The 24,402-nt window shown below is 74.9% G+C and carries 14 protein-coding genes and 2 pseudogenes; 3 read left to right on the plus strand and 13 right to left on the minus strand.

The window, feature by feature from the left end; translation table 11 throughout:
- Positions 1-47 precede the first annotated feature (47 nt).
- The 3 genes from Q3Y56_RS06550 to Q3Y56_RS06560 form a co-directional block, all read right to left on the minus strand.
- A complete protein-coding gene (locus Q3Y56_RS06550; protein WP_304461010.1) occupies positions 48-3,545 on the minus strand; it encodes a tetratricopeptide repeat protein in 3,498 nt (1,165 codons plus the stop codon).
- Between the two features lie 2,059 nt (positions 3,546-5,604).
- On the minus strand, positions 5,605-6,237 hold the full coding sequence (locus Q3Y56_RS06555; protein WP_304461011.1) for an NUDIX hydrolase: 633 nt from the start codon (positions 6,235-6,237) through the stop codon (positions 5,605-5,607).
- Between the two features lie 137 nt (positions 6,238-6,374).
- Positions 6,375-8,051, minus strand: a complete 1,677-nt coding sequence (locus tag Q3Y56_RS06560; protein ID WP_304461012.1) for a CTP synthase — start codon at positions 8,049-8,051, stop codon at positions 6,375-6,377.
- 452 nt (positions 8,052-8,503) lie between these two features.
- On the opposite strand from Q3Y56_RS06560, the gene Q3Y56_RS06565 reads away from it, so the two are divergent.
- Positions 8,504-10,312, plus strand: a complete 1,809-nt coding sequence (locus Q3Y56_RS06565) for a glycoside hydrolase family 15 protein (RefSeq protein WP_304465493.1) — start codon at positions 8,504-8,506, stop codon at positions 10,310-10,312.
- Between the two features lie 6 nt (positions 10,313-10,318).
- Positions 10,319-11,994, plus strand: a pseudogene (locus tag Q3Y56_RS06570) (PucR family transcriptional regulator).
- 66 nt (positions 11,995-12,060) lie between these two features.
- Here Q3Y56_RS06570 and Q3Y56_RS06575 read toward each other — a convergent pair.
- The 6 genes and pseudogenes from Q3Y56_RS06575 to Q3Y56_RS06600 all read right to left on the minus strand — a co-directional run.
- Positions 12,061-13,230 (minus strand): glycoside hydrolase family 64 protein, encoded by a 1,170-nt coding sequence (locus tag Q3Y56_RS06575; RefSeq protein WP_304461013.1) that lies wholly within the window; start codon positions 13,228-13,230, stop codon positions 12,061-12,063.
- A 109-nt stretch (positions 13,231-13,339) separates the two neighbouring features.
- Complete coding sequence (locus tag Q3Y56_RS06580; RefSeq protein WP_304461014.1) at positions 13,340-14,449, minus strand: glycosyltransferase family 4 protein; 1,110 nt, start codon at positions 14,447-14,449, stop codon at positions 13,340-13,342.
- A gap of 463 nt (positions 14,450-14,912) precedes the next feature.
- The gene (gene recN / locus Q3Y56_RS06585; RefSeq protein ID WP_304461015.1) at positions 14,913-16,673 is read right to left on the minus strand and encodes a DNA repair protein RecN; all 1,761 of its coding nucleotides are present in this window, start codon (positions 16,671-16,673) and stop codon (positions 14,913-14,915) included.
- Between the two features lie 328 nt (positions 16,674-17,001).
- Entirely contained in the window at positions 17,002-17,880 is an 879-nt protein-coding gene (locus tag Q3Y56_RS06590; protein WP_369696718.1) for an NAD kinase, read from the minus strand.
- A 56-nt stretch (positions 17,881-17,936) separates the two neighbouring features.
- Positions 17,937-18,758, minus strand: coding sequence for a TlyA family RNA methyltransferase (locus tag Q3Y56_RS06595; protein WP_304465494.1), 822 nt, complete (start codon positions 18,756-18,758; stop codon positions 17,937-17,939).
- A gap of 27 nt (positions 18,759-18,785) precedes the next feature.
- Positions 18,786-19,142: pseudogene (locus Q3Y56_RS06600) on the minus strand (hypothetical protein); the annotation flags it as partial.
- Positions 19,143-19,234: 92 nt separating this feature from the next.
- Here Q3Y56_RS06600 and Q3Y56_RS06605 point away from each other — a divergent pair.
- A complete protein-coding gene (locus Q3Y56_RS06605) occupies positions 19,235-19,582 on the plus strand; it encodes an SCP2 sterol-binding domain-containing protein (RefSeq protein ID WP_304461017.1) in 348 nt (115 codons plus the stop codon).
- A gap of 57 nt (positions 19,583-19,639) precedes the next feature.
- On the opposite strand, the gene Q3Y56_RS06610 is transcribed toward Q3Y56_RS06605, so the two are convergent.
- The 4 genes from Q3Y56_RS06610 to Q3Y56_RS06625 form a co-directional block, all read right to left on the minus strand.
- Complete coding sequence (locus Q3Y56_RS06610) at positions 19,640-20,578, minus strand: ABC transporter ATP-binding protein (protein WP_304461018.1); 939 nt, start codon at positions 20,576-20,578, stop codon at positions 19,640-19,642.
- Positions 20,579-20,748: 170 nt separating this feature from the next.
- Positions 20,749-21,792, minus strand: coding sequence for an iron chelate uptake ABC transporter family permease subunit (locus Q3Y56_RS06615; RefSeq protein WP_304465495.1), 1,044 nt, complete (start codon positions 21,790-21,792; stop codon positions 20,749-20,751).
- A 23-nt stretch (positions 21,793-21,815) separates the two neighbouring features.
- Positions 21,816-22,763, minus strand: a complete 948-nt coding sequence (locus Q3Y56_RS06620) for an iron ABC transporter permease (RefSeq protein ID WP_304465496.1) — start codon at positions 22,761-22,763, stop codon at positions 21,816-21,818.
- A 369-nt stretch (positions 22,764-23,132) separates the two neighbouring features.
- The gene (locus Q3Y56_RS06625) at positions 23,133-24,245 is read right to left on the minus strand and encodes an HAD hydrolase-like protein (RefSeq protein WP_304461019.1); all 1,113 of its coding nucleotides are present in this window, start codon (positions 24,243-24,245) and stop codon (positions 23,133-23,135) included.
- Between the last annotated feature and the right edge of the window lie 157 nt (positions 24,246-24,402).

Raw genomic sequence — 24,402 nt, forward strand, 5'->3', positions numbered from 1 at the left:
GCAGCCAGTCTAATGAAGGATGTCGTCGTGTCTAGCCTTTGTTTGCATCAATCTTTCGCGGAGCTACTACTGATTTCGCAGGTCGGCTCGTCTTGGGGTCCCTCAGGTTCCGCTTCGGCCGCAGCGGTGCGGGCCAGCAGCCGTTCCGCGGCGTTCCGGTGCAGCTCGGCCGCGGCGGCGTCGCCCAGCCGCTCCAGGGTGTCCGCCGTACGCAGCCGCACCGCCGCCTGGAGCCGCAGGTCACCGGTGCGCCGCGCGCATTCCAGCGCCTCCAGGCAGGTACGCAGCGCCTCGCGCGGCCGCCCCGCGTACTCCTGCACCCGCGCCGTCTCGCCCAGTGCCCGCGCGTGCCCCGCCATGTCGCCCAGCCGGCGCGCGGCGGCGGCCGCGGCCCGCCAGTTCCGCAGCGCGTCGCCCCACTGCCCCGCGTAGCTGAGGACCGCGCCGAGCCGGGCGTACAGCCGGGCCTCCGCGGCGAGTTCACGGCGGCTCAGGTGCAGCGCGAGGGCCCGGCCGTACCAGTCGGCGGCCCGGTGCCAGTCGCCCAGCTCCTGGTAGGTGCCGCCGATCGACTCCAGCGCCCGGCCCGTGGCGTACGGGTCGGCCGCCGCCCGCGCCGCCTCCAGCGCCTCCTTGTAACGGATGAGCGCCTCGCCCGGCCGCCCGGCCCGTGCGTCGAGGTCGCCGAGGTTCAGCAGCGCCGCGGCCTCCTCCAGCGCCAGATCCTGGCGCCGGGCCACTTCGAGGACGAGCTGGTGCAGCTCGTACAGCTCCGGCGCGGCGTCGTCGACACCGCGGTGCGCGACCAGCGCCTGGGTGAGCGCGGCCACCAACCGCCGTGCCAGGGTGTCGAGTTGACCGTCATCGGCGGCCATCCTGGCGGCCTCCCGCAGCTCCCGCCCGCGCTCCTCGAGCCAGCGCGCGGCGGCGGCCCGCGACGGGAACCGCAGCGATCCCGGCAGGCTCGCCAGTTTCTCGCGCGCCGCCGGGTCCGCGGACTCCGCGGTCAACCGGCAGGCGTACAGCAGCCGTACGCTCCGCTCCAGCACCCGCGCCCGCGCCAACTGCACCTCCGCCGGACGCTCATCCTCACGCAGCACGGCGTGCAGCAGCGGCTCCAGACAGCCGGGAACCTGAAAGCGCGTGGGCGGGGTGGGGGCGGGGCCGGGCCGGGGGCCCGGGCTGGATACGGGGGCCGGGTGGGATACGGGGGCCGGGGCAGTGGCTGGCCCGGCAGCCGGGCCGGGCCGGGGCGCCGAGGCCGTGGCGGGCCCGGCGGCCGGGCCGGGCCTGAGGGCGGGGCCGGGGGCCGGGGCCCGGCCGGATACGGGGGCTGCGACCGTGGCGGCCCGGGGGGCCGGACCCGATACGGGAACTACGCCCGGTACGGGGGCTGGGGCGGCGTCCGGGTGGGAGCCGGACCCGGGGGCCGAGGCGGGGCCGGGGGCCGAGGCGGGGCCGGGGGCCGGGCCGGACTCGAAGGCCGGGGCGGGCCCGGAGGACAGGCCCGCTCCAGGTACGGGTCCCGATCGGGGGGCCGAGCCCGCTCCGGTACCCCTGCCAGGCCCGGGTGCCGAGCCGAAGCCTGGGAGGGGGCCGGATCCGGGGACAGGGCCGGGACCGGAGACCGGTCCGGTCCCAGGGACGGGCCTGGAGGCCGGTCCGGTCCCAAGGGCAGAGCCGTCCCCCGAGGCAAGGCCAGACCGGCTGCTCTCCGAGGCGAGACCAGATCGCGGGGCCGAGTCGGGCCCGGAGACCGGGCCGGATTCAGGGCCAGGGCCGGACCCCGGCGCAGGGCCGACCCCGCGGACAGACCCGGCCCCTGAAACCGGGCCGGATCCGGGAACAGGGACCGCCCCGGTGGTCAGGCCGGTTACGGGGACGGGGCCCGCCCCGGAGGTCAGGTCAGGACGCGGGGCCGAGCCAGGTCCCGCGGCGGCCTGGCCAACCGACGAGACGGGCTCGCGGTCAGGAAGAGAACCGCCCGACGGGGCCTGGCCCTCCCAAGGGAGGACGGGGCCGGCTGCCGGGGACTGGCCGTCCCAAGGGGCAGCGCCTGCTGCTGAGGTCTGACCGTCCCAAGGGACAGCACCAGATGCCGAGGGCTGGCGAACCGCGGGTTCTTGGCGCACCCCGGTCCCCGGGCCCTGGCGCCCTTCCGGGACCTGCCGCGCCTCCGCGGCCTGGCCGGTGGACGCGACAGCGACGGCCCCCTGGGTTGCGCCGACCGCCGACCGCCGGCCGACTCCCCGGTCCGAGCCTCCCTGGGTTGCCCCGGCCACCGACCCCTGGCCGGCCCCCTGGGCCGAGCCGACTCTACGATCCGAGCCGACCCCTTGGGCCGACCTGACCGCCGAGGACTGATCGACCGCCGGGGCCTGACCGACCACCGGGGACTGACCGGTCGCCGGGGCGCGGCCGACGGCCGCGGGCTGGGTGGGCAGCGGCCGCAGCAGCCCGCAGGTCGCGAAGTCCTCCAGCGCGGACTGCGCCGTCGGTACCGAGCAGCCCGCGAGCGCGGACGCGCTCTGCGCGTCCACCGTGGCGTCCGGCGCGAGGACGAGCAGCCGCAGTATCCGGGCGGCGAGCGGCGGCAACCCGCCGTACGCCAACCGGAAGGCGCGGCTCAGCGGCCGGTCCGCCGCATCCTCGTCGCCGGGCGGTACCTCGCGCAGTTCCTTGGCCGCAGTCGCGACGGAGGTCTTGGGGCGGGCGACGAGCCAGCCGCCGACGAGCGCCAGCGCGGCGGGCTGCGCACGGCACAGCTCCACGATGGTCTCCGCGGCGATCGGGTCGTTGATGACCCGATGGCCGGCCACACTGGCCAGCATTTTCACGGCGGCCGCGGTCTCCAGTCCGCCGAGGGTGCACGGCCGGACGTCGGGGATGCCGGTGAGCGGCCCCTGCGCGACGGCCACGACCAGAGAGCCGGGGGCGTGCGGCAGCAGCAGCTCCACCTGGTCGGCGCTGTCGGCGTCGTCGAGCAGGACGATCGCCCGCCGCCCGCGCATCGCGTCGCGCAACCGGTCGGAGAGCTCCTCCTCGTCGGCGCCGGGCGGAATGGGCGCCCCGAGCGAGCGGAGGAAGTCACGGGCGATCCGCGCGGGCAGCACGGGTTCGCCGCCCGCGGTCGTCAGGCGGGCCCGCAGCAGCCCGTCGGGATACTCGTCGCGCAGCTGCCGGACGAGTTCCTCGGCCAGCGCGGTCCGCCCCGAACCCGGCCGCCCGGCGATGAGCAGCACCCGGCCGTGGGGGATGCCGCGGCCGGCGAGCGTATCGAGGCCGGGGCGACCGATGTCCTCCCGCAGTGCGGACAGCTCCCGCGACCGCCCCCAGAACCCGCTCGGCTCGGCGGCAACCGACGTGCGGCACTCATCCCCGCCGCGCCCCTTCGCGCCGCTGCCGCCGGCGCCGCGCTCACGCGCGTCCTGCCCCTGCGACCGGCGCTCGGCGACCCGGCGCTCACTCGCCACCGGGCCCGGCGTCGGCTGCCCGCCCATGCGGCGCTCACCAGCCTCCGGGTCCGGCGCCAGCCGCCCGCCCATGCGGCGCTGAACCGCGTCCGGCTCCGGCCCGGGCCGCCCGCCCACACCGCGCTCACGCGCAACCTGCCCCGGCCCCCGCGCTCGGTGCCACGCTCCCTCGTGCCGCGCTCGCCAGTGCCGCGCTCGCGCGCCTCCTGCCCCTGCGCCCCGCGCTCGCCGGGGCCACGCTCACGCGCTTCCTGCCCCTGCGCCCGGCGCTCGGCGACGCGACGCTCACCCGCACCCGGCACCGGCCGCGCGCCCACTCGGCGCTCACCCGCATCCGGCCCCGGCGTCAGCTGGCCGCCCATGCGGTACTCACCCGCGTCCGGCCCCTGAGTCGGCCGCTCGTCCACACCGCGCTCGCGCGCATCCTGCCCCCGCGCCCCGCGCTCGCCGATGCCGCGCTCACGCGCATCCCGTCCCTGCTCCCCGCGCTCGCCCGGGCCGCCCTCAGCGGCACGGCGCGCGTCCGCGCCACCCGTCTCGGCAATGCGCTCGCCGACACGGTGCCCATCCGCGGAACGCCCACCCTCCACGGCAGGCCCCCCAGCGCCGCGCTCCTTCACACCGCTCGCATCCCCACCACTCACCTGGGCCATGCGCTCGCCTGCGTCGCACCCATCCGCAGAACGCCCCCTCGACGGGCCGCCTCCGATTCGGACCCGCGCGGCCCGCGCGCGTCCGCACCGCACGCGCCTGCGCCACGCTCCACGGCACGGCCCACGTCCGCGGAGCGCTCCGTCGCAGGACGCCCACCCGTACGGCCGCCATCCGCAACAGGCCCGCCCGCCTCCTTTACACCGCGCCCACCCGCAGGGCGCAGCACCGCGGGGCGCTCTCCCGAGCGGGCCTCCTCCGCAGCGGGCTCACGTCCGCCCCGTCCGTCCGCGCTACGAGCGTCTGCCTCGTACTCGTCGGCACGGGACTCACTGCGGCTTCCCCCGTTCGCACCGCGCTCCGTCGCAGCACGCTCGGCTCCGCCGCGGTCGCCCGCACCACGACCATCCGCACAACGACCATCCGTAGCGCGCGCGTCCGTACCGCGATCCGTCGCGCCGCGCGCCTCCGCATCGCGCTCCTGCGCACCGTGCACCTGCGCCTGATGCTCGACCCCGCCGCGCGCCTCCACTCGGTCCCTCGCGCCGCGCTCCTCCTCAGCGACCGGCCGTCGCGCGCCGGCTCCACCGGCGGGCGGGCTCTGGTCGTCGTGCGTCGCCTTGCCCCCAGGTCCGGGGTCGCCCGTACCCGACCGTGCGGCCGCCGCTCGCGCACGGCCCTTCGTGCCGCGCGTCCCGCGCGGGCGGCGATCAGGTGTGGCCGGGCGGCCGGAGCCCTCCGTGTCGGCGACGGCGGCGGCCCGTGCGTCGGCCGCCGCCGCTCGACGGTTGTGGGCCGGCGCGTCAGCGCCGGCTCCCGTACGCGCCACGCCGCGGCCGCGGCCGCTCTCGCCGTCGTTGTCGCTGTCCGAGACGCTGGAAGCCTCCGCAGCACCCGAGCCATCCGCGGCCACGGAACCATCCGCAGGACGGGAACCGACCGAGCCCTCCGGGCTCCCCGCGCCATCACCGGCCCGCCCCTTGGCCTCCGGTTTCCCGGTCGCGGCCCATGCAGAGCCGTCACCGACGCCGACACCGTCGCCATCACCGACACCGTCGCCGACGCCGTCGGTCCGCTCATCGGCGGGGCCGTCGACCGCGCTCGTACGTCGCTCGTCGCTCGGGGCAGCGGCGGTAACCCGCCGGTTCCGGGGCGTGCCGGACGCCCCCTCCGTGCCGACCACCTGCTCCGCCACGGGCCACTCCCGTCCACCTGCGCGTTCGAGCCCGCCGCGACCGCGGTCCGGGTCGGTATGAGCGTAGTTCACGCGGGGTCAGGTACACGGCACTCCCGGCCGGTGCCACCGCACAAAGATCACCTGATCGGATCCGATGATCGTCAGAAAAGAACACCCACGAAGACGGCGAACACGCCGTCCGGCGGCCCCGAAGAGCCGCCGGACAAAGGCAGACAGGCAGACAGGTGCACCCCGGTAGACAGTCGGGCAGACAGTCAGTCAGTCTCAGTCAGTCAGAGCGGTCTACGCCTCGAACGGGCGCGCCGGCCACGGCGCCTCCGCCGGACGCAGCGACTCCACGCCACCACCCTCGCCCGACAGCACGGCCTGGAGCGACAGGGCCCCGACGACCAGGCAGTTGTTGTGCAGCTCGCCGGCGAGCACGCCCCGTACGAGCTCCTCCAGCGGCACCCGGGCCAGCTCCATGTCGGCCTCTTCCTCCGCGACCTCGAAGCGCTCGCCCTCGGCCTCGGACAGACCGCGGGCCAGGAAGATCCGTACGGCCTCGTCGCAGCCGCCCGGCGTGGTGAAGACGTCGGTGAGGACCCGCCAGTCCTCGGCCTTCACATGCGCCTCCTCGTACAGCTCGCGCTGGGCGGCGTGCAGCGGGTTCTCCCCGGGGACGTCCAGGAGACCCGCCGGGATCTCCCACAGCTTGTGCCGTACCGGGTGGCGGTACTGGCGCAGGACAAGGACCCGCCCGGCCTCGTCCAGGGCGAGGACGGCCACCGAGCCGGGGTGGACCTGGTAGTCACGGGTCACGGTGGAGCCGTCGGGCATGACGACGCGGTCCGTGCGCACGCTGGTCTTGTTGCCGGTGAAGGGCGTGGCGGTCTCGGTGACCTGCCACTCCTCCTGGGTGTCGGAGATGCCCATGCGTCCCTCAGTCTTCGTGCAGGCGCCCATGCGTCCTCAGTCTTCGTACAGGAAGGAAAACGCCGGGGTGCGGGCCGCTGCGACCCGCACCCCGGCGTTCACCACCGTATCGGTCAGCCCATCGCGGGCTGCATCGGTCAGCCCTTGGCCGACTTCGCGGGCTCCGCGGGCTTCGCGGCCTTCGCCGCCTGCTGCCGCTCGACGGCCGCCTTCACCAGGCCCGCGAACAGCGGGTGCGGGCGGGTCGGGCGGGAGCGCAGCTCGGGGTGCGCCTGGGTGCCGACCAGGTAGGGGTGCACCTCGCGCGGGTACTCGACGTACTCGACCAGCTTGTTGTCCGGGGAGGTGCCGGAGAACAGGATCCCGGCCTTCTTCTCCAGCTCACCGCGGTAGGCGTTGTTGACCTCGTAGCGGTGGCGGTGGCGCTCCTCGACGTACGGCTCGTCGCCGTAGACCTCGCGCACGATCGAGCCCTCGGCGAGCTTGGCCGGGTACATGCCCAGCCGCATGGTGCCGCCCATGTCGCCCTCACCGGCGACGATGTCCAGCTGCTCCGCCATCGTGGAGATCACCGGGTCGCTCGCGGCCGCCTCGAACTCGGTGGAGTTCGCGCCCTCGATGCCGGCCAGGTTCCGGGCCGCCTCGATGACGATGCACTGCAGGCCCAGGCAGAGGCCCAGCAGCGGGATCTTGTTCTCGCGGGCGAAGGTGATGGCGCCCACCTTGCCGTTCACCCCGCGCTCGCCGAAGCCGCCGGGGACGCAGATCGCGTCGACGTCGCCGAGCTGCTTGGCGGCACCGGCCGGGGTCTTGCAGTCGTCCGAGGTGACCCACTTGATCTTGACGCGGGCCTTGTTCGCGAAACCGCCGGCCCGGATCGCCTCGGTCACCGACAGGTAGGCGTCGGGCAGGTCGATGTACTTGCCGACGAGCGCGACCGTGACCTCGTGGTCGGGGTTGTGGACGCGGTCCAGCAGGTCGTCCCAGGTGGTCCAGTCGACGTCGCGGAACGGCAGGTCCAGCTTGCGCACGACGTACGCGTCCAGGCCCTCGGTGTGCAGCACCTTCGGGATGTCGTAGATCGACTTGGCGTCGATGGCGGCGACGACCGCGGCCTCGTCGACGTCGCACATCAGCGAGATCTTGCGCTTGATGGAGGTCGGTACGTCCCGGTCGGCGCGCAGCACGATCGCGTCCGGCTGGATGCCGATGTTGCGCAGCGCGGCGACGGAGTGCTGGGTCGGCTTGGTCTTCAGCTCGCCGGACGGGCCGATGTACGGCAGCAGCGAGATGTGCACGACGAAGACGTTGTCGCGGCCGACCTCGTGGCGGACCTGGCGGACGGTCTCCAGGAACGGCAGCGACTCGATGTCGCCGACCGTGCCGCCGACCTCGGTGATGACGACGTCGACGTCGTCGGTCGCCATGCGCCGGATGCGGTGCTTGATCTCGTTGGTGATGTGCGGGATGACCTGGACCGTGTCGCCCAGGTACTCGCCGCGCCGCTCCTTGGCGATCACCTGCGAGTACACCTGTCCGGTGGTGACGTTCGCGGAGCCGTCGAGGTCGACGTCGAGGAAGCGCTCGTAGTGGCCGATGTCCAGGTCGGTCTCGGCGCCGTCGTTGGTGACGAACACCTCACCGTGCTGGAACGGGTTCATCGTGCCCGGGTCGACGTTCAGGTACGGGTCGAGCTTCTGCATGGTGACCCGCAGGCCGCGGGCCTTGAGCAGCGCGCCCAGGCTGGAGGCGGTGAGGCCCTTGCCGAGTGAGCTGGCGACACCCCCGGTGACGAAGATGTGCTTGGTCGTCATGGACTGAGTGGCAAGTGCCAAGAGGGGGCTCCCGTGGTCGCGAGGTGAGATGCGGATCGGCAGCTTCCCCGGTTGAGCGGGGGTGCCGTCACTGCGGTTCGGGGGTTGTGCGCCCACCGGTCCACGGGCTACCAGGGTAACAGCGACCCGGGGTGATGGTGTCCGGCGACGCGTGCGGACCCGGTGCGGGCCGCGCCGGAGGGGGCGTGCGGGCCGCCCGGGACCGACCCGGGGACCGCACCGGGAGACTCTCGGTTCGACCACACGAACGGCCGAGCCACATTGTGGAACGACGCCAGCGGATCACCGGCGTTAGTCGTATCCTGCTCGGACACACGCTGCGAGCTGCGGTCGGCAAGGCATCTACCTGCTTAAGCCCCGGAAGACGAGCTCGTCGGGAAATTTCCGAGACCGCACAAGGCGCCCTGAGGGGCGAGGCCGTTCGAATGGGGATGCAGGTGGCCGGGCGCATCGAGGACTACGCACTCATCGGCGATATGCAGACCGCCGCCCTCGTCTGCAGGGACGGCACGGTCGACTGGCTCTGTCTGCCGCGCTTCGACTCCCATGCCGTCTTCGCCGGGCTGCTCGGCACCGAGGAACACGGCTTCTGGCGGCTGGGCCCCGCGCACGCCGCGGGCGGCACGCCGCCGGCCGCCGACCGGCGCCGCTACCGGGGCGACTCGCTGGTCCTGGAATCGGAGTGGGACACCCCGCGCGGCACCGTCCGCGTCATCGACTTCATGCCGCCGCGCGACGGCGCCCCGCAGCTGATCCGGATCGTCGAGGGCGTCAGCGGCCGTGTCCCGATGCGTTCCGCCCTGCGGATGCGGTTCTCCTACGGCTGGGTGGTGCCGTGGGTGCACAAGGTCGACCACCGCACGGTCGCCGTGGCCGGTCCGGACTCGGTCTGGCTGGACACCGAGGCCGACACCTACGGCAAGGACCTGACCACCTTCTCCGACTTCACCGTCGGCCCCGGTGACCGCGTCGCGTTCACCATCAGCTGGCAGCCCTCGCACAAGGAGCCGCCCGCCCTGCCCGACCCCGAGGGCTCGCTGGCGGCCACCGAGGAGTTCTGGCGCGAGTGGGTCGAGCACTGTACGTACCACGGCCCCTACCGCGACGCGGTCGTCCGCTCCCTGATCACCCTCAAGGCGCTCACCTACGCGCCCACCGGCGGCATCGTGGCCGCCCCCACCACCTCCCTGCCCGAGGACATCGGCGGCTCCCGCAACTGGGACTACCGCTTCACCTGGCTGAGGGACGCGGCGATCACCCTCTCCTCGCTGCTGCGCACCGGCTACCGCGACGAGGCCCGCGCCTGGCGCGAGTGGCTGCTGCGGGCGGTCGCCGGCGACCCGGAGAACCTCCAGATCATGTACGGGATCGCGGGCGAGCGGGAGCTGAGCGAGGCCGAGCTGCCGTGGCTGCCGGGATACGAGGGCTCCCAGCCGGTCCGGGTCGGCAACGGCGCGGCGGGCCAGCTCCAGCTGGACGTCTACGGGGAGACCATCGAGGCGCTGCACCTGGCGCACATGACCGGCCTGGCCCGCAACGACTACGCGGCCCTGCTCCAGATCCGGCTGATCCACTACCTGGAGGACCACTGGGACGAGCCCGACGAGGGCATCTGGGAGGTGCGCGGCCCGCGCCGCCACTTCGTGCACTCCAAGGTGATGGCCTGGGTCGCGGTCGACCGCACGATCAAGCTGATCGAGTCGGGCGACGTGGACGGGCCGCTGGAGCGCTGGCGCGACCTGCGCGACGAGATCCACCGGACGGTGTGCGAGCGGGGCTATGACCCGGAGCGCAACACCTTCACCCAGTCCTACGGCTCCAAGGAGCTGGACGCCTCGCTGCTGCTCATCCCGCAGATGGGCTTCCTACCGCCGGACGACAAGCGGGTCATCGGCACCATCGAGGCGATCCAGCGGGAGCTGTCCACCGAGGACGGCTTCGTGCTGCGCTATCCGACGGCCGGCGAGGAAGCGGGGGTGGACGGCCTGGAAGGCGACGAGGGCGCGTTCCTCGCCTGCTCGTTCTGGCTCGCGGACGACCTGGCGATGATCGGCCGGGTGGACGAGGCGCGGCAGCTGTTCGAGAAGCTGCTGTCGCTCCGCAACGACCTGGGGCTGCTCGCGGAGGAGTGGGACCCGCGGCTCAAGCGCCAGGTGGGCAACTTCCCGCAGGCGTTCAGCCACGTGCCGCTGATCGACACGGCGCTGCGGCTGACCGCCTCGGGCGCGTACGGCGGCTGACCGCCCGTGGCGCCACCCGAGGCCGGTGAGCCACCCGGCCCGCAGGGCACCATCACCGTGGCGCGGGCGCTCGGGCTGCCCGCGCTGCGCCGCGGTCTGCCCGAGGTGGTGGCCGCCGAGGACCGGCTGGACCGGCCGGTGCGCTGGGTGCACGCGGGCGAGGCGCCGAACATCGCCTCGCTGCTCAGGGGTGGGGAGCTGCTGCTGACCACCGGCCTCGGGCTGGGGCCGCGCCCGGCCGAGCAGCGGGCCTTCGTCCGCACGCTCGCCGCCCGGGAGATCGCCGCCCTGGTGGTCGAGCTGGGGTCCCGCTTCACCACGCTGCCCGCCGCGGTGGTGGACACCGCGCGCTCGGTCGGGCTGCCACTGGTGCAGTTGCGGCGTGAGGTGCCGTTCGTGGCGGTCACCGAGGAGATCCACACCGAGATCGTCAACGAGCACTACGCCCTGCTCCGCCGCGCCGAGGAGGTGCACCGGCAGTGCACCCAGGCGCTGCTGGGCGGCGGCGGGGTGCCGGAGATCCTGCGGCTGCTCGCGGCGTTCGCGGGCAACCCGGTCTTCCTGGAGAGCTCCGACGGACAGCTGCTGTACGCGGCGGGGCCGGGCCCCGCCGCGCCGTCGGGCACCGCGGATCCGCTCCAGGTGTGGGACGGGCTGCGGGAGCGGCGGGCGGCCCCGCGTCCGGAACTGCCCGCGGGCAGCGTGGTCGTGGACGTCCCCGGCGGCGGCCCCGGCGTGGTGCGCGCCCGGCTGACGGTGCCGCCGGTGGCGGGTGCGCTCGCCCCCGTCCACCGGATCGCGGCCGAGCGTACGGCGGATCTGCTGGCGGTCGTGCTGCTCCAGGCGCGTCAGGAGGAGGAGCTGGCCGCGCGCGGCCGCGGGGACTTCCTCACCGATCTCGCGGAGGAGCGGATCGAGGCGGCGGACGCGCCCGCGCAGGCGCGGGTGCTGGGGTTCCGGCCGCCGACCGGCGGTCCGCTGCTGCCGGTGGTGATGCGGGTGGCGACGCGGACGGCGGTGGGGTGCCCGCCGGGCCCGGGGAGAGCTGGGCGGCGCTGGCGCACGCCGTGCAGGAGGAGCTGGCCGCGGTCGGCGTGCCGGCGCTGCTGGGCGTACGGCTGCCGGAGGGCCGGGTGCCGCTGCTGGTGGGGCTGCGGGACGCGGCGGAGCGTACGGCGGTCGCCGAACGGGTCGCGGCCGCGCTGCGGGCCGGCGTCCAGCGGGCCTGGCCGGACCGCGCCGGATCCCGGCCGCCCACGGTGGTGGTGGGGGTGGCGGGCGGCTGGGAGACGGTCGGGAGCGAGCTGCGGCACGCGGCGGAGGCGGCGAACGCGGCGCGCGGGCCCGCGGACCGGCTTTGGCACGACGTGCGGCGCACGGAAGTCGACGTGTTGCTGTGGCGACTGCGTGAGCACGGGGACCTGGCCGCCTTCGTCGACCGGGTGATCGGCCCGCTGCTCGCCCACGACCGTACGGCCCGGCCGCCGCTGATCCCCACGTTGGAGGCGTATCTGGCGCACGCGGGCCGCAAGGCGGAGACGGCGCGGGAGCTGCACCTGAACCGGCAGACGCTGTACGACCGGCTGGCGCGGATCGCGCGGCTGCTGGGCAGCGACCTGGAGGACCCGCAGACGGTGCTCGCCTTGGGCTTGGCCCTCCAGGCCCGCCGCCATCTTCAGTGAGTGTCATGCCCGTCCGGCGAGGATCGGGGCTCGGGGCGGAGCCCCGGAAAAGTCTCTCCCCGCACCTCAGAACGGCGTCAGGGTGAGGGTGATCCCCGTCGGCGCCCCGTCCTGGATGTAGGAGGCGAAGTCGGCGACGTCGTCGAAGGCGAAGCCGTACGCCTTGCCGTCGGCGGTCGCCGCGTGCATCGCCCTGGCGTAGTGGTTGGTGACCGCGGGCCGGTAGAAGGCGGCCGGGTCGGTGGTGGGCTGGGCGGCCGCCTCGTGCAGCGTGGTGCGGTTGAAGCCCGCGCCGAGGACCGCGGCGACCGGTCCGGTCTTCCCGTCGTTGGGCGCGGCCAGGGCGCCGTCGCAGAACAGCACGTCGCGGGTGGAGGGCTTGGCGAACGAGACCTCGGCGGGCCCGGTGAAGGACAGCCGCCCGCCGGCGACCCGCCCGGTGAAGGTGCCCGCGTTCGTGGTGACCTTGAGGTCCTTGGCCGCGTACGTGTCCCACACCTGGTCGATGTAGGCGGCGAGGTAGTCCTGGGCGAACCGCCCGGCGTCCAGGCCGTGCCCGGGGGCGATGACGCGCAGATCACCTCCGGTGACCAGCGGCGCGAAGGCCTCCTGGCCGGCCAGGTCGGCGAAGACCCGGGCGCGGGCGCCGTCCTTGAGCGTGCCCGTCGTCTGGTCCTTCGCGCCGGTCAGACGGATGGCGAGCGGCACGCTGAACATGTCCACCATGGTGGTGTTGCAGAACATGCCGTCCGCATTGAGGGTGAACTCGGCGCAGTCGTGCAGGACTTCGTAGTTGGGGTCGGTGGTGACCCAGCCGGCCGGGTACTGGAGCGCCGCGTTGCCCGCGCCGTCGGTGACGGCCTTGAACCTCAGCTTGCCGCCGAGTGCGACGTAGATCCGCCCCGACATGGCGGGGAGCGTCAGCCGGGTGTCGCCGCTCGCGGCGAGCGGGATGGCGTAGTCGGTGAAGCCGTCCGGGCCGTTGTCGGACAGCGCGACGGGCGCGAGGCCGCCGTCAGGCGTGACGCGCACCTGACGGCCTCCCTCATTGCCGACGATGTAGACCCATATCGACGAATTGCCGAACTCACCGGTCCTGTTGACGACCGTGAGCGGCAGGGCGGCGGACGGGGCTCCGTGCGCCCGGCCGCCGGTGAGGGTGAGGCCCGTGGCCGCCGCGGCGGCGGTGGCCGCGAGTCCTCCGAGCAGCTTCCTGCGGCTGAGTGCCATGCTCATGTGTGGTGCCTCTCGGCTGGGTGTGGGGGGACTGCCGTGAGAGCGCTCTCGCGTTTGAGGCAGCACCCTGCCCGCGCCCGCGGCGGGCGTCAACCCTCTGCACGAAAGGTCAGTTGCCCGCCAACTCGTCGTAGATCCGCAGCACATGGGAGACGGCATCGTCCTCGCCGGGCCAGTCGGCGGCCTGCGCCCGGCCCGCGGCGGCCAGTTGGGCGTGCCACACGGGGTCGGTGAGCAGCCGGTGCACGGCCATCGCCAGCGCCCTCGGGTCGCCGTACGGGACGAGTTCGGCGGCAGCGCCGACCAGTTCGGGCACACCTCCGACCGCGGTCGCCACCAGCGGCACGCCCAACCGCAGCGCCTCCTGCGCCAGCAGGGACCGCGCCTCCCAGGGGCTGGACAGGACGGCGACATCGGCCGCGGCGAGCAGGTCCGGGACATCGGGGCGGCGGCCCACCAGCCGCACCGCCAGCCCTTCGGCGTCGATCCGCCGCTGCAAGGCGGGCCGACCGGGCCCCTCCCCCGCGATCACCAGCAGCGGCGCCGGGTCCAGTGTGGCCCAGGCGAGGGCCGCGTCCAGCAGCGGGCCGTGCCCGCGGCCCTCCTCCAGCCGCCCGGCGGTGAGGATCAACGGACGCTCCATCACCCCCAGTTCCGCACGGAACTTCTGGCGCCACACCTCGTCGCGTTCGGGTACGGGCCGTGGTGCGGGGACCGCGACCGGCGCGAGCCGCGCGTCGCGCGCCCCTCGCGCGCGTGCCAGGTCCACCAGGTCCGACGAGGCGCCGAGCACCACGGTCGCGGCGCGCGCCACCTTGCGTTCCATGAGACGGACCAGGTGGGAGCGGGCGCCCTCGGCGTACGGCCTGCCGTGCAGGGTGACGATCAGCGGGGTCCCGCGCAACGCCAGCGCGGCGAGCAGCCCGGAGCGGAGGCCGTGCGCGTGCACCAGGGACGCCCCGGCCGCGGCCGCACGCAGCACCGCGGCGTCCCCGGCCCCGGTACGGGCATCGGCGGGCACGAACCGCGCGCCCGCCGCGGTGAATCCGTAGTCGTCCTCGGCACCGTGCGGCGCGCACACGGTCACCCGCAGCCCGCGCGCCACCAGCCCGGCGGCCAGCGACCGCACGTGCACCCCGCTGCCGGAACTCCCGCTGCCCAGCACCTGCACGACGTGCAGAGGCGACTGCCCCTGCGACGGGACGGGTGTGCTGCTCACGCGGGCGTGGCTCCTGAGGCGACGTCGGGTGCGGGTGGTGGGGGATGTGCGGCGGTGCGATGTACCGGGGGTGCTGGGTTCAGGATGCCAGTCCGAACACCCGCTCCGGCACCACGGCTTTCCGACAAGGGCCGTCCGGCGCACAGATGATCCCCCGGACTCCTCCCCCAGCGCGGCCGCAGGGGGTGCCCCCAGGGGTCCCCCACGAGCACCACCCGCACGAGCGACGTCGCCAGGCGATGCACGGGCAGGGCGCAGGCCGTGCCACCGGCCCGTCGGTCGCCGTACTGGGGGCACCTCCCAGCGTTAGCTGGGGGAGGGAGGGGACGTGGCGGGTGCCCCCGCAGCGCGGCGAACAGCGGCGCCGCACCGCACCGCGCACCCCGGCCACCGGCCGAAAGGTGCACGCGCACGGCACGCCCCGCGGCACCACACGGCTCCGACGCCGGCAACGCCGGCCCCGTCACAGACCCGTACGCGCCGCCTGAAGCAGTTCCTCCGCGTGCGCCCGCGCCAGCTCCGAGTCCTCCTGGCCCGCCAGCATCCGCGACAGTTCGCGCACCCGGTCCTCGCCCTCCATGGCCTTCACGCCGCTGCGGGTCACGGCCCCGTCATTCGTCTTCTCCACCACCAGGTGCCGGTCGGCGAACGCCGCGACCTGCGGCAGGTGGGTGACCACCACGACCTGCGCGGACTTCGCCAGCCGCGCCAGTCGGCGGCCCACCTCGACCGCGGCCTTGCCGCCGACGCCCGCGTCGACCTCGTCGAAGAGATACGTCGGTACGGGGTCGGAACCGGCGAAGACCACCTCGACCGCGAGCATCACCCGGGACAGCTCACCGCCGGAGGCGCCCTTGGCGATCGGCCGGGGCGGGGCGCCCGGATGCGGGGCCAGCAGCAGTTCGACGTCGTCGGCACCGTGCGGACCGTAGGCGACCGCGCGCCCGCCGACCTCGATACCCGCGCCCGCCTCCGCATCGGCGGCGACCGCGGTCTGCCGGATCGCGAAGGTGACCCGCGCGTGGGGCATGGCGAGTTCGGCGAGTTCGGCGGTGACCGCGTCGGCGAAGCGCCGCGCCGCCTCCGTACGGGCGTCGGTGAGGGTCTGCGCCAGCTCGCCGAGTTCGGCGCGCAGCGCGTCCCGCTCGGCCGCCAGCTCGCCGATCCGGTCGTCGTCGCCGTCCAGTTCGGCCAGCCGGGCCGCGCCCGTCTCGGCCCAGGCCAGGACGTCGGCGACGGTCTCGCCGTACTTCCGGGTCAGATGGGTCAGCACGGCCCGCCGCTCCTCCACGGCCGCGAGCCGCCGCGGGTCGGCGTCCAGGTCGTCGGCGTACCCCGCCAGCTCGCCCGCCGCGTCGGACAGCAGGATGCCGACCTCCCCGATCCGGTCGGCCAGCGCGGCGAGCGCCGGGTCGTGGGACCGTACGGCCTCCAGCGCGCGGTGCGCCCCGGCGACCAGGGTGGCCGCGTCCACGCCCTCGAGGTCCTCCGGGTTCCCGGCGAGCGCGGCGTGCGCGGCGGTGGCGGCGGAGGCGAGCGCTTCGGCGTGACCGAGCCGCTCGGCCTCGGCGGCGAGCTCCGCGTCCTCCCCCGGCCGCGGCTCGGCGGCGGCGATCTCCTCCAGGCCGAAGCGCAGCAGGTCGGCCTCCTGGGCGCGCTCGCGGGCGCGCGTGGTCAGCTCGTCCAGCTCGGCGCTGACGGCCCGCAGCCTGCGGTAGGCGGCGGTGTACTTCTCCAACGGGCCGGCGACCGCGTCGCCCGCGTACCGGTCCAGGGCCTGCCGCTGCCGGGCGGGGCGCAGCAGACCCTGCTGGTCGGTCTGGCCGTGTACGGCGACGAGATCGTCGGCCAGCTCGGCGAGCAGCCCCACCGGGACGGACCGGCCGCCGACATGGGCGCGGGACCGCCCTTCGGCGGAGAGCGTCCGGCTGATGAGCAGCGCCCCGTCGTCCAGCTCGGCCCCCGCCTCCTCGGCGCGTACCGCAACCGGGGACCGCTCGTCGACCGTGAGCCGGCCCTCGACGACGGCCGCCTTGGCCCCGATCCGCACCAGGGCGGCGTCGGCGCGCCCGCCCAGCAGCAGGCCGAGGCTGGTGACGACCATGGTCTTGCCCGCGCCGGTCTCGCCGGTCACCGCGGTGAATCCCGGCGACAGCTCGACCACGGCGTCGTCGATCACGCCCAGCGCACGTATCCGCATCTCCTCCAGCACGCCCATGACCATACGAGGTTTCCGCCCCCGCCCGCGACGGGCCTCCCTGGGCCTCCCGCCCCGGACCCCGGTCCTCAGCCCTCGGGCTACCGCTGGGGGCCTCAGTTGTGCCGCATGGCCAGCCCCGTCCGGGCGACCTCAGCCGAAGAAACGGCCGCAACCCGGCACGGGGGTCGCGGCCGCGTTCCGTTCAGCCCGCCGGCCCGGCGCCGGGGCGGGGGGGGAGCGCCGCACGCCCGCGCCGGGGTGCCGCGGCGCAGGCGTACCGCCGCCTCCCGACGCCACGCCCGCACCCCTCGGGAACAGGGCGCCCCGTTCCCGGTCAGCCCGCCGCCAGGCGTCAGTGGGGGGCGCCGCGCCAGCCCGCCACCGGGAGGGCGAACTTGGCGACGAGCCGGTCCGTGAAGGACGCGTGGTGCAGGCGGGCCAGCCGTACGGGCACGGCGCCGCGCCGGACCTCCACCCGTGCGCCCGCGGGCAGTTCGACGGTCCGCCGCCCGTCGCACCACAGCACGCCGTGCGGGGTCTGCGGCTGGACCTCCACCGCCAGCACCGAGTCGGGCGCCGTCACCAGCGGCTTGGCGAACAGCGCGTGCGCGCTGATCGGCACCATCAGCAGCGCCTCGACCTCCGGCCACACCACGGGGCCGCCGGCCGAGAAGGCGTAGGCGGTGGAGCCGGTCGGGGTGGCGCATACGACGCCGTCGCCGCCGAAGCGGGAGACGGGGCGGCCGTCGACCTCGGTGACGACCTCCAGCATCCGCTCGCGGGCGGCCTTCTCCACGGACGCCTCGTTCAGCGCCCAGTCGGTGTGCACGATCTCCCCGTTGTTGCGCACGAGGACGTCGAGGGTCATGCGCTCCTCGACCTCGTAGGAGCGGGTGACGACCCGGTGGACGACCTTGTCGAGGTCGTCGCGCTCCGCCTCGGCGAGGAAGCCGACCCGGCCGAGGTTGACGCCGAGCAGCGGCACCCCGGACGAGCGGGAGTACTCGGCGCCCCGCAGCAGCGTCCCGTCGCCGCCGAGGACGACCAGCAGCTCGCAGCCGTCGAGGACGCCGGGGCCGCCGTCGACCAGTTCGACCGCCTCCGGCAGCGGCAGGTCGGCGGCCTCCGCTGCGAGCACCCGCACCCCGATCCCGCTGCGCAGCAGGCCCTGGACGACCAGTTCGGCGCTGCGGATGGCCGCCGGGCGGCCGGTGTGCGCGAGCAGGAACACGGTACGACGTGCGTCCGACGCCGCTGCCGGTGCTGATGATGCTGCTTCTGTCGTGGTCAACGAGGCCCCTCCGCCACTGCACGGTCGACATCCGCCGGGTCCAGTGCCGGCGCCCCGGCGCGCATCCACAGAAAGTACTCGACGTTGCCCGAGGGGCCGGGCAGCGGGCTGGCGGTGACGCCGAGCACGCCGAGCCCCAGCGCGGCCGCGTGGCCGGCGACGGTCCGCACGGCCTCGGCGCGCAGTTCGGGGCTGCGCACCACGCCGCCGCTGCCGAGCCGCTCCTTGCCGACCTCGAACTGCGGCTTGACCATGAGCACCAGATCGGCGTCGGGCGCGGCGCAGCGCACGAGCGCGGGCAGCACCAGGCCGAGCGGGATGAAGGACAGGTCGCCGACGATCAGGTCGACCGGCTGCCCGTCGATCTGCTCCAGGGTCAGTTCGCGGACGTTCGTACGGTCCTTGACGGTGACCCGTTCGTCGCTCTGCAGGGACCAGGCGAGTTGCCCGTAGCCGACGTCGACGGCGACGACATGGGCGGCGCCCGCGCGCAGCAGGACGTCGGTGAAGCCACCGGTGGAGGCGCCCGCGTCCAGCGCGCGCCGTCCGGCGACCCGCAGCCCCAGCGGGGTGAAGGCGGCGAGCGCGCCCGCGAGTTTGTGGCCGCCCCGGGAGACGTACTCGGGGTCGCTGTCGTCCTTGGCGACGACGATCGCGGCGCTGGTCTCGACCTGTGTGGCGGCCTTGGTGGCGGTGGTCCCGCCGACGGTCACCCGGCCCGCGACGATCAGCTGGCTCGCATGCTCCCGGGAGCGGGCCAGCTTGCGGCGGACCAGCTCCGCGTCGAGTCGTCTGCGCTGGCTGCGGTTCGCTGCCACGTGCGGTTCAGCTCCTGGTGTCGTACGAGGTGGAGGGGGCGGGGGCACGGGGCGCCGGTCGAGTTCGGCCAGCGTCTCCCGCAGGCCCCGGTGCACATCCTCGTACACCTCCGGGTGGCCCGCGGCGGCGAGGTGATCGGCGTCGGCCAGCCGGTCCAGCCCGGCGTCCACGCGCGGGTTGCCGGTGGGGGTGCGGACGACGCCGAGGGGGGCGGACGCCTCGGGATCAAGCCCGGCGCCGGCCTCGGGCTCAGGCTCCTGCCCGGCTTCGGGATCAAGCCCGGTCTCGGGCTCGGAGTCGTGCCCGGCCCCGGGCGCGGGTCCGGGCTCGGGCTCGGCCCCGTCCTCGGCCCGCGGTGGCGTGTCCGGCAGCGGATCGGTCATGTGCCGACGCTATCGCGAACCGGGCGTGCTCCGGCTGGGGGCACCACCCACCCGCCGCGCTGGGGGAGAGCCCTGGGGTACGGTCGGTGACCATGGCAACCATCGAGGAGTGCCGGGGCGCGCTCGACCGGCTGGCGGAGAACCTCTCGGGGGCGGACGGCGATCTGCGCAGCGCCGCCGCCCTCGACCGCTCGCTCAGCTGCCGCATCACCGACCTCGACACCACGTTCGTGGGCCGGCTCGCGGGCGGTCGGCTCACTGACGTGACCGCGGTGCCCGGGCCGCCGCCGGGCAAGGCGGAGATCCGGCTGACGATGACCGGTGACGACCTGCTCGCGCTGGTCGGCGGGCAGCTGCACTTCGCCCGCGCGTGGGCGAGCGGACGGGTCAAGCTGGAGGCGGGCCTGCGGGACCTGCTGCGGCTGCGGAAGCTGCTGTAGCCGCGCCGTTACGGCGACCTGCTCGGGCGCTGCGTCACGACCTGCTCGGGCGCCCCGTTACGACGACGCGGGCGCGGAAGCCGCCGCCTCCTCCGCAGCCGCCGCGGACTTGGCCACTGCCGTCTCCTCCGCAACCGCCGCGGACTTGGCCACCGCCGCCGGCTCGGCGGCCGCCTTGGGCGCCTGGGCGCGCCGCCTGGGAGCCGCCGGCACCACGAGCGGGGTCCCGGTCTCGGGGTCGTCGATCACCTGGCATCGTATCCCGAACACCTCCGCCACCAGCTCGGCCGTCACGACCGTGCCGGGTGCGCCTTCTGCGACGACCCGGCCGCCGCGCATGGCGATGAGGTGGGTGGCGTAGCGGGCGGCGTGGTTGAGGTCGTGCAGTACGGCGACGAGGGTGCGGCCCTGCTCCTCGTGGAGCTGCGCGCACAGGTCCAGGACGTCGATCTGGTGCTGGATGTCGAGGTAGGTGGTGGGCTCGTCGAGGAGCAGCAGCGGGGTCTGCTGGGCGATGGCCATGGCGATCCACACCCGCTGGCGCTGGCCGCCGGAGAGCTCGTCGACGTAGCGGTCGGCGAGTTCGGCGACGCCGGTGGCCGCCATCGACTCGTGAACGATCCGCTCGTCGGTCTCCGACCACTGGCGCAGCAGCCCCTGGTGCGGATAGCGGCCGCGCGCCACCAGGTCGGCGACGGTGATCCCGTCCGGCGCGATCGAGGACTGCGGCAGCAGCCCGAGGGTGCGGGCGACCTTCTTGGCGGGCAGGGTGCCGATGGCCTGGCCGTCGAGCAGAACGGAGCCGGCCACGGGCTTGAGCATCCGGGACAGCGCGCGCAGCAGGGTGGACTTCCCGCAGGCGTTGGGCCCGACGATCACCGTGAAGGAGTGGTCGGGAATGGTCACGGACAGGTCTTCGGCGACCGTACGGCCGTCGTAGGCGAGGGTGACCCCTTCGGCGGTCAGGCGCTGGCGCGAGGCGTGGGTGGCAGGCACGGTCGGTCGGTTGTCCTTGTCATGGGACGTGGGCGGAGACGGCGGGGTGGACGCGGGGGCCGGGGACTGCGGCGTGGGCACGAGGGCTGGGGACGACGGCGTGGACACGGGCGCCGGGGACGGCGGCGTGGACACGGGCACCGGGGACGTGGTGCGCGGGCGGGCGTCGGTCATATCCGGCCCGCCCGGCGCTCGGTGGCCAGCAGCCACAGCAGGTAGCCGCCGCCGAGGATGCCGGTGAGCACGCCCACCGGCAGCTGGTCGGCACCGAAGGCCCGCTGCGAGGCCCAGTCGGCGGTGATCAGCATCGCGGCGCCGGTCAGCGCGGCGGGCAGCAGATTGGGACCGGGGGACTTCGTCAGCCTGCGGGCCACCTGGGGCGCCATGAGCGCCACGAACGCGATGGGCCCGGACGCGGCGGTCGCCGCGGTCATCAGCAGGACGGCCGCCAGCATCAGCACGAGCCGGGTCCGCTCCACCCGCACCCCGAGGGCGAAGGCGCTGTCGTCGCCCATCTCCATCATCCGCAGCGCACGCGCGTGTCCGAACACCACGGGGAGGAGCAGCGCGCAGGTGCCGGCCAGCGGCCACACCTGCTCCCAGTCCCGGCCGTCGAGCGACCCGGTCACCCACACCAGCGCCCGGGTGGCGTCGAGCACGTCGGCCTTGGTCAGCAGGTAGCCGTTGACGGCGCTGAGGACGGCGCTGACGCCGATGCCGACGAGGACCAGCCGGTAGCCGTGCACCCCGCGCCGCCAGGCCAGGGCGTAGATGGCGATCCCGGTCAGCAGGCCGCCGACGACCGACCCGCCCGCAACCGCGAGCTGATCGCCCTGGAACAGCACGATGACGGCGAGCGCTCCGGCCGCCGTGCCCTGGCCGAGGCCGATCATGTCGGGACTGCCCAGCGGGTTGCGGGTGATGCTCTGGAACACGGCGCCGGACAGTCCGAGCGCGACGCCGACCAGCAGGCCCACCAGCACCCGCGGCAGCCGCAGTTCGTTGACGATGAAGTCCTGCGCCACGGTGCCGCCGCCGAACAGGGTGTCGACGACATCGGCGGGCGGTATGGCGAAGTCGCCGGTGCCGATCAGCACCACGCTCATGGCCAGGGCGGTGGCGGCCAGCAGGAACCCCACGACCACCGCGCGGATGTCCACCCGCACCGACAGCCCGCCGCGGACGCGCAGCGTCACCCCGCGCGTCCCGCGCACCGTGGTCCGGTCCGTACTCGCTTTCACAGCTGGGCCATCCTTCGGCGGCGTACGAGGTAGATGAAGAGGGGGCCGCCGATGAGCGTCGTGACCACGCCGACCTGCAATTCGGAGGGGCGGGTCACGACGCGCCCGATGACGTCGGAGACGAGCAGCAGCACGGGCGAGAGGACGGCGGCGTAGGGCATGATCCAGCGCAGATCGGGCCCGGTGATGGTGCGCACCATGTGCGGCACCATCAGTCCGACGAAGGCGATCGGCCCGCAGGCGGCCGTCGCGGCTCCGCACAGCAGGGTGGTCGCGATCATGGCCAGCGCGCGGGTGCGGCCCAGGCGGGCGCCGAGCGCGCGGGCGGTGTCGTCGCCCAGGCCGATGGCGTTCAGCGGGCGGCCGAGCGCGAGCGCCAGGACCAGGCCGACCAGGAGGAACGGCGCCACCTGCTGCACGACCGTCATGTTCGCCGACGCCAGCGAACCGACCGTCCAGAAGCGCATCCTGTCCAGCGCCGCGGAGTCCAGCAGTTGCACGGCGTAGACGTATCCGTACAGCGCCGAGTAGACCGCCGAACCGGCGAGCGCCAGCCGTACGGGCGTCGCGCCCCGGCTGCCGCCGAGCGCGAACACCAGCGCCGAGGCGACCGCCGCGCCGAGGAAGGCGAACCACACGTATCCGGTCAGCGAGGTGACGCCGAGGAAGCTGATCGCCGACACGACGGCGGCCGAGGCGCCCGCGTTGACACCCATCAGGCCGGGGTCGGCGAGCGGGTTGCGGGTGAGGGCCTGCATCACCGCGCCGGCCAGGCCCAGCCCCATGCCGACGAGCAGCCCGAGCAGGGTGCGGGGCAGCCGTACGTCCCGGATCACCACATCGGACTTGTCCCCGGTGTAGTGGAACAGGCCGTGCCACACCTGGTCCAGCGGGATCGGCTTCGAGCCGACCGCGATGCTCGCCGCGGTCGCCAGCGCCAGCACGCCGAGGGAGACGAGGAGTCCGGCGACGCGGCGCCTGGTGCGCGGCGGGGCGGGTGGCGGGGATGGCGCGGATGGCGCGGGCGCTGCCACGGCCCCGGTGCGTTCGGGACTGACCAAGGACACGCGGAACTCCACCTCGCAGCAGCACCATCGAGCAAGAACTTAGGTTAGGTTAGCCTAAGACTCGCTGGCCACCGCGGGTGGGGCACCGTACGGCGCCGCGCCCCTGCCAGGCGCCGACCGCCGCGGACCGGCCGCCTCACCAGGGCCGCTGACGAAGCCTCACAGCGCTGACGAGGGGGCTCACCCTCCGGCCGCGGCCGCCGACGAGGGGGGCTCACGGCTCCAGCCGCGGCCGCCGACGCGCGCTCACAGCCCCAACCGCGCCAGTGCCTTGCCCGCGTCCGCGCCGCACGCCCCGTCGCCCGCGGCCGTCCACGCCGCCGCGCACAGCGCGCGCAGCCCGTCCATCGGGTCGTCCCCCTCGCCGTCCAGCACGAGCGTGTCCCCGTCCACCGCGGCCACCCAGCCGCCGCACCGGAACCCGCCGCGCCGCCCGTCCACCGGCGACGCCGCCTCTCCGACCGGGGCCGTCTGTCCGGCCGGCGCCGCCTCCCCGGTCGGAGCCTCCCCGGTCGGGGCCACCTCCGGCTGCCCGGTCAGCAGTGCCCGCAGATCGGCCGCCACATACGTCGGCCGATGCCGGGGCTCGGCAGCGATCAGCTGCGCCGCCGTCGTCACTCCGGTCAGCACCAGCAGGGAGTCGACCCCGCCCGCGTACGCGCCCTCGATGTCGGTGTCCAGCCGGTCCCCCACCACCAGTGGCCGCCGCGCCCCGGTCCGCAGGATCGTCTCCCGGTGCATCGGCGGCAGCGGCTTGCCCGCCACCTGCGGGGTGGCGCCGGTGGCGATCCGTACGACCTCCACCGCCGCGCCGTTGCCCGGGGCGATGCCCCGGGCGCTCGGGATCGTCAGATCGGTGTTGGAGGCGAACCAGGGCACGCCGCGCGCCACCGCGTACGACGCCTCGGCCAGCCGCCCCCAGGGCAGCTCGGGCCCGCCGTACCCCTGCACCACCGCGGCGGGGTCGTCATCCGCCGACTCCACCGGCTCCAGCCCGCGCTCGCGCAGCGCGACCCGCAGCCCCTCGCCGCCGATCACCAGCACCCGCGCTCCGGCCGGCACCTGCTCGGCGATCAGCCGGGCGACCGCCTGCGCGGAAGTGATCACGTCGGCGGGCTCGGCGGGCACCCCGAGGTCGGTCAGATGCGCGGCGACCGCCTCCGGGGTGCGCAGCGCGTTGTTCGTCACGTACGCCAGGTGCATGCCCCCGGCCCGCGCGGCGCCCAGCGACCCGACGGCGTGCACGATGGCCTCGCCGCCCGCGTACACCACCCCGTCCAGGTCCAGCAGCGCGGTGTCGTACGCCTCGCTCAACGGCCGCGCGCTGCCTGCGGGGCGGTTCCGGACCGTCTCGTTCATCAGGGTGCCGCTCCTTAGCGGTGGGAGTCGTCTCAGCGGTGGAACCGTCGTGGGCTCGTCCCCCGATCATCGCCCATGCCGTGCGCCGGGCGGCATCCGGCCTGTTCGATGCGGCCCTTTCCAGCCCCGGCCCCGGTGTGCGCCACCGAGGACATAA

The sequence above is a fragment of the Streptomyces sp. XD-27 genome (genome assembly GCF_030553055.1).
Taxonomy (GTDB): domain Bacteria; phylum Actinomycetota; class Actinomycetes; order Streptomycetales; family Streptomycetaceae; genus Streptomyces.